Origin of the sequence: Sneathiella sedimenti (genome assembly GCF_017313765.1) — a bacterium.
Lineage (GTDB): Bacteria > Pseudomonadota > Alphaproteobacteria > Sneathiellales > Sneathiellaceae > Sneathiella > Sneathiella sedimenti.
Genome location: NZ_JAFLNC010000003.1, coordinates 481176 through 488317, shown reverse-complemented (window position 1 = coordinate 488317; position 7142 = coordinate 481176). Strand labels below are relative to the sequence as shown.

The window sequence follows — 7142 nt, the reverse complement described above, 5'->3', positions numbered from 1 at the left end:
GCTCTGCTCTGCAAGCACTTTCGTGATCGCTGCCGTCAGCGTCGTCTTACCATGGTCAACATGGCCAATCGTGCCAATGTTTACATGCGGTTTACTACGATCAAATTTCTCTTTGGCCATTTTCCGTCGTCCCGAAGCAATAAATTACACAGCCCAAAAATACCGAATTTCTCTCATTCGGTATTATCAATTCCATGGCCTACTTATAACGCGCTGACCAGCGCTTGGAGCGGGTGAAGGGAATCGAACCCTCGTATTCAGCTTGGAAGGCTGCTGCTCTACCATTGAGCTACACCCGCCTTGTTCGCATCTCAAAGATGCCAGCTCCATGACATCTTATATATTTCAGCATGCAGATGGTGGAGGGAGTTGGATTTGAACCAACGTAGGCATAGCCAACGGATTTACAGTCCGTCCCTTTTAACCACTCAGGCACCCCTCCGCACATGCATCAGGCCTCCGACTAATGCCGAAGGTGTCCGGCACTATCGAAAATTCCCGAACAAAGTCAACCGAAAAAGAGCAAATCTTTTCGATTTGTCCAATTTTTTTCGGTCCATACGGAAATGCTGACTTGTTGCAAGATACGAAGCACAATATAAGCATCGCCATGACGAGAAGCAAGTCGGCAAATATCCGGGGCAGGAAACCCCAGCGGGAGGCGGAGAATTCTGCCAGAAATTCGCCGCGCGCGCGCCATGGCGGCAAATCCGGCCCGCCATCGGAGGCCTGGCTGTATGGCGACCATGCTGTAATGGCGGCCATCGCGAATCCCGCACGCAAAATTCGCCGTCTTGTCCTCACCAAAGCCAAGCTCGAAACGCTGGACGAGGAAACGAGGGGACGGATCGAGGAACAGGTCGCGCCGGAACTTACTGACAAGGATGGCATAGCAAAGCTTCTCCCCGACCAGGCCATACATCAGGGCATTGCCCTCCTTCCCTCACCGCTCCCTGATCGCAGCCTGGAAGACCTGACCCGCGAGTCCGGACAGGGCACGATGGTCGTCGCCATTCTCGACCAGGTGACGGATCCGCACAATGTCGGCGCCATTCTGAGGTCTGCCGCCGCCTTCAACGTCGCGGCTGTCATCCTGCCGGACCGGCATTCTCCCCCGGTTACGGGCGTTCTGGCCAAAGCCGCCTCTGGCGCGGTCGAAGTCGTACCGATCATTCGCGTCGGCAATTTGTCTCGGGCGCTTGACCAGTTGGCAGAACTTGGCTTTTGGCGAATCGGCCTTGATGGCCAGGCGGAGCAGGAATTGGAGCAAGCCGCGGCGAATTTCACAAAGATCGCCATCGTTCTCGGGGCGGAAGGGAAAGGCCTGCGTCAGCTCACGGCCCGGACCTGCGATCTGCTCGCCAAGCTACCCATCAGTTCGCAAGTGGAAAGCCTGAACGTTTCCAACGCAGCGGCCATCACTTTTTATGAACTTGCGCGCGCCGCACGGCTTTCTAAATCATAGCAAAAGCAAGACTTTTACGGTATTTCAAAAAAACACAAACTTTTTACTTGTGGAAGCAGCACAAGCTGACTATTTTGCGCCCGCACGACGCCGCTATAGCTCAGCTGGTAGAGCAGTTGATTTGTAATCATCAGGTCCCGGGTTCGACTCCTGGTGGCGGCACCACATAAGCCCTTGGGAACACACCGTTTCCGAGGGCTTATCTGTTTCTGGGAGGACCAGAAACAGTCTTCCGGGTCGCGTAAGGACTGCACCCTATATCACCTTGCCGCAATCGCTTTGCCTGATACCTGCCTGCGATTGCCCTTCCGTTGAAAACGCCGTTCTCAATAACAAGAACCTTTTCCAGAATATAAATTAAGCGAGGCGGCCGAGCGGATTAGGCAATTTAGTCTTTGGATGCCGATTCAACGCATCGATCCACATGGAAATATAGCCCTACCTCTGTTATATTAGCAAAAACTTGACCAGCCATAGACACTGTCATATTATGTTCATATGAACATAAAAAAAGGTTCATATGAACATCCTAGCTTCTGGGCGTGACACACTGCAACGGAAGACACATGGACCTCTCGCAACGCCAAACGCATATCATCACCCTCGTTCAGGAAATGGGGCATCAGTCCGTTGAACGGCTTGCTGATCAGTTTGATGTGACAGCCCAGACAATTCGCCGGGATGTCAACCGGCTCTGCGATCTCGGTCTTGTGCGTCGCGTACATGGCGGTGTCGAACTGCTCCCGAAACGGCAGAATCTGGACTACAGCGAGCGCCAGATCCTCAATATCCAGCAGAAGTGGCGGATTGCGAAGGCGGTCGCCGCGCGCGTTCAGGACGGCACCTCAATCGCGTTCAGCATCGGTACAACCCCGGAAGTCACCATGCAGGCGCTCGTGAATCACAATGAGCTGCGTATTTTTACGAACAACCTCAATGTCGCGATGATTGCTTCCAGCAACCCGTCCTTCGATGTGACAATTGTCGGCGGACGAATCCGCCATGGTGACCGGGATATTCTCGGGTCACAAACGGAACAGTTCTTCGATAATTACAAGTTTGATATCGGCATTTTCGGCGTCGGCGGTGTGGATGATGACGGCGTGCTTCTCGATTTCGACGAAGAGGAAGTCTCCGCCAGAGAGGCAATATCCCGCAACTGCCGCCAGACCTACCTGACCGTCGATCATACGAAGTTCGGCCGCGCAGCCCATGTGCGGGGCGGCACACTTACCGATGTAAATGTGATTTTCACCGACGAGGCACTTCCCGGATGGGCAGGCGCCATCGTGCAGAATTCTCAGACCGAGGTCATAGTCTGTGACACAGGGGATGCAGGCCATGACAGATAACGACGCCCGCCTGTTTAATCTATCCGGCGAAACCATAAGGCTGCAGAACCTCCAAAAAGGTTGGGGCGGTGTCCGGGCGGTTGACGGAATCGATCTGGAAATCGAGGCCGGCAGCTTCACGGTGCTGCTCGGTCCGTCAGGCTGCGGCAAGTCAACGACCTTGAGGCTGATTGCCGGGCTCGATGAAGTGGATGACGGCCGCATTCTGATTGGCGGCAAGGATGTAACCGATCAACCTGCTTCGTCGCGCGATCTTTCAATGGTGTTTCAATCATATGCCTTGTTCCCTCACCTGTCTGTTGCAGAAAATATTACTTTTGGCCTCAAAGTCCGGCGCGTTTCGCGGGCGGAAAGTGACCATCGCCTGAAGGTAACGGCCGAGCTTCTGGGTCTTTCCGACTATCTCGATCGTCGACCAAACCAGCTTTCCGGCGGCCAACAGCAGCGAGTCGCCCTAGGTCGCGCGATAATCTCGGAACGTCCGATCTGTCTGATGGATGAACCTTTATCCAATCTGGATGCCAAGCTGCGCCATGACATGCGGGTTGAACTGCGAGAGCTGCAAACCAAGCTGGGCTTTACCATGGTCTATGTGACCCATGACCAGATTGAAGCGATCTCGATGGCGGATAAGGTGGTTCTGCTCAATCAGGGTAAGATCGAGCATGCCGCGACGGCACACGAAATCTACGAACGACCTGCGAGTGTGTTCACGGCGAAATTCATGGGCACACCGCCGATGAATATCATACCTGCGGCCGTTTTACTTCGCGCAGCGCCGCATGCCCCCCTTCCGCCGTTTACGCCAGAGCACCTGATTGGTATCCGGCCCGAAACCATCCGGATACAGGAAGACGGCGTAAAGGCGACCATCCGCAACATCGAGTATCTGGGCGCTGATACGCTCATAGATTGCCGGATCGGGGATACCTCCTGCCTTGTTAGAATTTCCGGAGAGCTCCCCCCCATCGGAAACCAGATTTCGCTGACCTGGCCAATCGAGAAGGTGCATCTGTTCGACCCCGCGTCAGGCAAGAGAATTGAGGTCACCTGAACGAGGCATGGAATGCCAGATCAGCGTGCTGGGATAAATCAGAGGAAGAGTTGTCGTAATTCTAGAAAGAACCAAAACCGAAAGGACAAAATCATGAAAACACTATTCAGATCTCTATGCGTGACGGCAGGGGCGCTTGCCCTTTCCGTTGGAACGCTGTCTTCGGCATATGCTGTCGATCTTCAATTCTATTTTCCGGTTGCTGTTGGCGGTAAAGCGGCGGAAACCATCCAGTCCCTGACCGATGAATATTCCGCCCAGAACAAGGATGTGAACATCGACGCTATTTTCTCCGGCTCCTATCAGGACACGGTAACGAAAGCCTTGACTGCTGCCCGCGGCGGCAAACCCCCGCAGCTTTCCGTTATCCTGGCGGTCGATATGTTTACGCTGATCGACGAGGACGTCATCATTCCGTTTGACGATGTCGCCACAACCGATGAGGACAAAGCCTGGCTGAACTCCTTCTATCCCGCGTTCATGAAAAACAGCCAGACCGGCGGCAAGACCTACGGCATCCCGTTCCAGCGCTCTACACCAGTTCTTTACTACAATAAGGAAGCTTTTAAGGAAGCCGGCCTCGATCCGGAAAAAGCCCCTGCCACCTGGGAGGAAATGGTTGAATACGGCAAGAAGCTCGTCAAGAAGGACGCCAACGGAAATGTCACAAGATGGGGCGTTCGCATTCCCTCTTCCGGATTTCCTTACTGGCTCTTCCAGGGGCTGGCTGCCGCCAATGGCAAAAGGCTCGCCAATGAAGACGGGAATATGACCTATTTTGACGATCCGGCCGTCATCGAGGCGCTTGAATATCTAGTCAGCCTGAGCACGGAGCACAAAATCATGGCTCCCGGCATTATCGAATGGGGAGCAACACCGAAAGCCTTCTTTGAGGGCCAGACCGCAATGATGTGGACATCAACCGGTAACTTGACCAATGTCCGGACCAACGCGCCCTTCGATTTCGGTGTTGCAATGCTGCCTGCGAAAATTTCCCGCGGTGCCCCAACGGGCGGCGGAAACTTCTTTATTTTCAAGGATTCCAGCGACGAGCAGAAACGCGCCGCCGTTGATTTCGTCAAATGGATTACGGCACCGGAGCAATCCGCCGAATGGACAATCGCAACCGGTTATGTAGCCCCCCGCCCCGAAACCTGGGAGACGGAGAAAATGAAGGCCTATACCGCCGACTTCCCGCCGGCACTCGTCGCCCGGGACCAGTTGGAATATGCCGTACCCGAACTTTCCACCTATCAGAACCAGCGGGTCACGAAGATTTTCAATGATGCTCTCTCTGCGGCAATAACCGGTCAGCAGGATGCGTCGAGTGCCCTCAAGGAAGCCCAGGAGAAGGCCGACGCAATTCTAAAAGATTACAGATAAGCCAAACTGTCCCGCCGGCTTTCTCCGTTACGCCGGCGGGGCGCCCATATTTGGGGAGCCTCAATGAAATTCGCGCGAACGACAGCACAATTGAACTGGATATATGCCTGGCTTCTCCTCAGCCCGGCCCTCCTCATGCTGTTCGCCTTTACGCATTATCCCGCGATCGTCACCCTCGTCAGCAGCTTCTTCTCGACACCGCGGGGCAAGCGTCCGGCAAAATTCATCGGGCTTGAGAATTATCAGGCCCTGATAAATGATGAAGTTTTCTGGCAGGTCATCTGGAACAACCTTCTCTACGCAATGGCGACCATCCCGATTTCAGTCGCCATCGCCCTTGTCATGGCGCTTTGGGTGAATGGCAAGCTGCACGGGCTCGGTTTTCTGCGCATGGCCTATTTCACCCCCACCGTTCTGCCGCTGATCGCTGTCGCCAATATCTGGCTGTTCTTCTATACACCCGGATTTGGCCTGATCGACCAGATCCGGAACGGTCTTTTCGGGCTTCCTGACCAGAACCTTCTCGGTCAGACGGATACAGTTCTCTGGGCGGTGATGGCGGTTGCTATCTGGAAAGAGGCCGGCTTCTTCATGATATTTTACCTTGCCGCCTTGCAGACCATTCCCCCCTCCCTCAAGGAGGCGGCGGACATAGAAGGGGCAAGCCGCTGGACCTTTTTCCGGCGGATCATATTCCCGCTTCTGATGCCAACGACCCTGTTTGTCTCCGTCAACGCCGTGATCAATGCGTTCCGGCTGGTCGATCATATCTTTGTCATGACAGGCGGCGGCCCGGACAATGCCAGCACATTGCTCCTGTTCTATATCTATGAGCAGGCCTTCAAGTACTGGCAAACTGGCTATGCGGCGACCTTGACCGTCGTGCTACTTGCCCTGCTTTCCATCCTTGCCATCGGGCAGTTCTTCTTTCTCGACCGGAAGGTACATTACCGATGACAGAGCACGTCATTCCCCGCTCAAAACCCTTCCGGCTCAACTGGGACAAGACTCTCAATACGACCGGTGCCTGGGTTCTGGCGCTCTTGTGGTTCCTGCCGCTCGCGTATGCTATCTGGACGGCGTTTCACCCAGCGCTTTATGAAGTGCGCTTTGATCTGACCGCCCCGCTGACGCTGGAGAATTTCTCGAAAGCCTGGGAGGCCGCGCCATTTGGCCGCTATTTCCTGAATACGGTTATTCTGGTAACCGGGATTCTGGTCGGGCAGTTCATTCTCTGCACCTTGGCGGCCTATGCCTTCGCGCGCTTTGAGTTTCCGGGGAAATCCGTTCTTTTTACCCTCGTTCTGCTGCAGCTTCTGGTGATGCCGGACATCCTGATCGTGGAAAACTACAAGACCATGCGCCATCTGGGACTTGTCGACACGATCACGGCGATTGCCCTGCCCTATCTCGCCTCCGGTTTCGGGATTTTCCTGTTGCGCCAAACCTTCATGACCATCCCCAAGGAGCTGGAGGATGCGGCGCGGCTTGAGGGGTGTTCCATCCTAGGGGTACTCTGGCGCGTCTATATCCCGCTCGCCAAGCCGACCTATCTCGCTTATGGGCTCGTGTCGGTCAGCCATCACTGGAATAATTTCCTCTGGCCGCTGATTATCACCAATTCCGTGGAAACCCGCCCCGTGACCGTCGGCCTTCAGGTTTTCGCTGCAGTTGACGGTGGACTGGAGTGGTCCGTGATCAATGCTGCAACCCTGCTTACTTCCGGACCATTACTTATTGCCTTCCTCCTCTTCCAACGGCAATTCGTGCAGAGTTTCATTCGCGCTGGAATTAAATAGCCCCTTAAAACCGACCGGGAGCTCTCTATTCCCCGCACATCCCGGGAATTTCAACTGAATTTATTGCCAGCTATGTTAAGATTATATTA

At 54.5% G+C, this 7142-nt stretch carries 7 protein-coding genes and 3 tRNA genes; 7 read left to right on the top strand and 3 right to left on the bottom strand.

Translation table 11 applies throughout. The annotated features are described in order from the left end of the window. The 3 genes from J0X12_RS11625 to J0X12_RS11615 form a co-directional block, all read right to left on the bottom strand. Nucleotides 1-120, bottom strand: a 120-nt coding sequence (locus tag J0X12_RS11625) for a GTP-binding protein (RefSeq protein WP_207045895.1), incomplete at its 3' end; no start/stop codon positions are given. A 105-nt stretch (nt 121-225) separates the two neighbouring features. Next, a tRNA-Gly gene (locus tag J0X12_RS11620) sits at nt 226-299 on the bottom strand. 58 nt (nt 300-357) lie between these two features. Then, nucleotides 358-442 (bottom strand) — tRNA-Tyr (locus tag J0X12_RS11615). 132 nt (nt 443-574) lie between these two features. Between J0X12_RS11615 and rlmB the strand changes: the two genes are divergently transcribed. The 7 genes from rlmB to J0X12_RS11580 all read left to right on the top strand — a co-directional run bounded on the left by rlmB (nt 575) and on the right by J0X12_RS11580 (nt 7053). Further along, nucleotides 575-1465, top strand: a complete 891-nt coding sequence (gene rlmB, locus J0X12_RS11610; RefSeq protein ID WP_207045869.1) for a 23S rRNA (guanosine(2251)-2'-O)-methyltransferase RlmB — start codon at nt 575-577, stop codon at nt 1463-1465. Nucleotides 1466-1554: 89 nt separating this feature from the next. Continuing rightward, nucleotides 1555-1630: transfer RNA gene (locus J0X12_RS11605), tRNA-Thr, on the top strand. A 401-nt stretch (nt 1631-2031) separates the two neighbouring features. After that, nucleotides 2032-2817 carry a DeoR/GlpR family DNA-binding transcription regulator gene (locus J0X12_RS11600; protein ID WP_207045867.1) on the top strand — a complete coding sequence of 262 codons (786 nt, stop codon included), beginning with the start codon at nt 2032-2034 and terminating at the stop codon, nt 2815-2817. Further along, nucleotides 2807-3871: an ABC transporter ATP-binding protein gene (locus tag J0X12_RS11595; protein ID WP_207045864.1), complete on the top strand. Its 1065-nt coding sequence runs from the start codon at nt 2807-2809 to the stop codon at nt 3869-3871. Before J0X12_RS11600 ends, J0X12_RS11595 begins: the two co-directional genes overlap by 11 nt. 93 nt (nt 3872-3964) lie before the next feature. Next, a complete protein-coding gene (locus tag J0X12_RS11590; RefSeq protein ID WP_207045863.1) occupies nt 3965-5254 on the top strand; it encodes an ABC transporter substrate-binding protein in 1290 nt (429 codons plus the stop codon). Nucleotides 5255-5317: 63 nt separating this feature from the next. Further along, nucleotides 5318-6211, top strand: a complete 894-nt coding sequence (locus J0X12_RS11585; RefSeq protein ID WP_207045861.1) for a carbohydrate ABC transporter permease — start codon at nt 5318-5320, stop codon at nt 6209-6211. Continuing rightward, on the top strand, nt 6208-7053 hold the full coding sequence (locus J0X12_RS11580) for a carbohydrate ABC transporter permease (protein WP_207045859.1): 846 nt from the start codon (nt 6208-6210) through the stop codon (nt 7051-7053). The genes J0X12_RS11585 and J0X12_RS11580 overlap by 4 nt, the downstream gene beginning before the upstream one ends. The last annotated feature ends 89 nt before the right edge of the window (nt 7054-7142 follow it).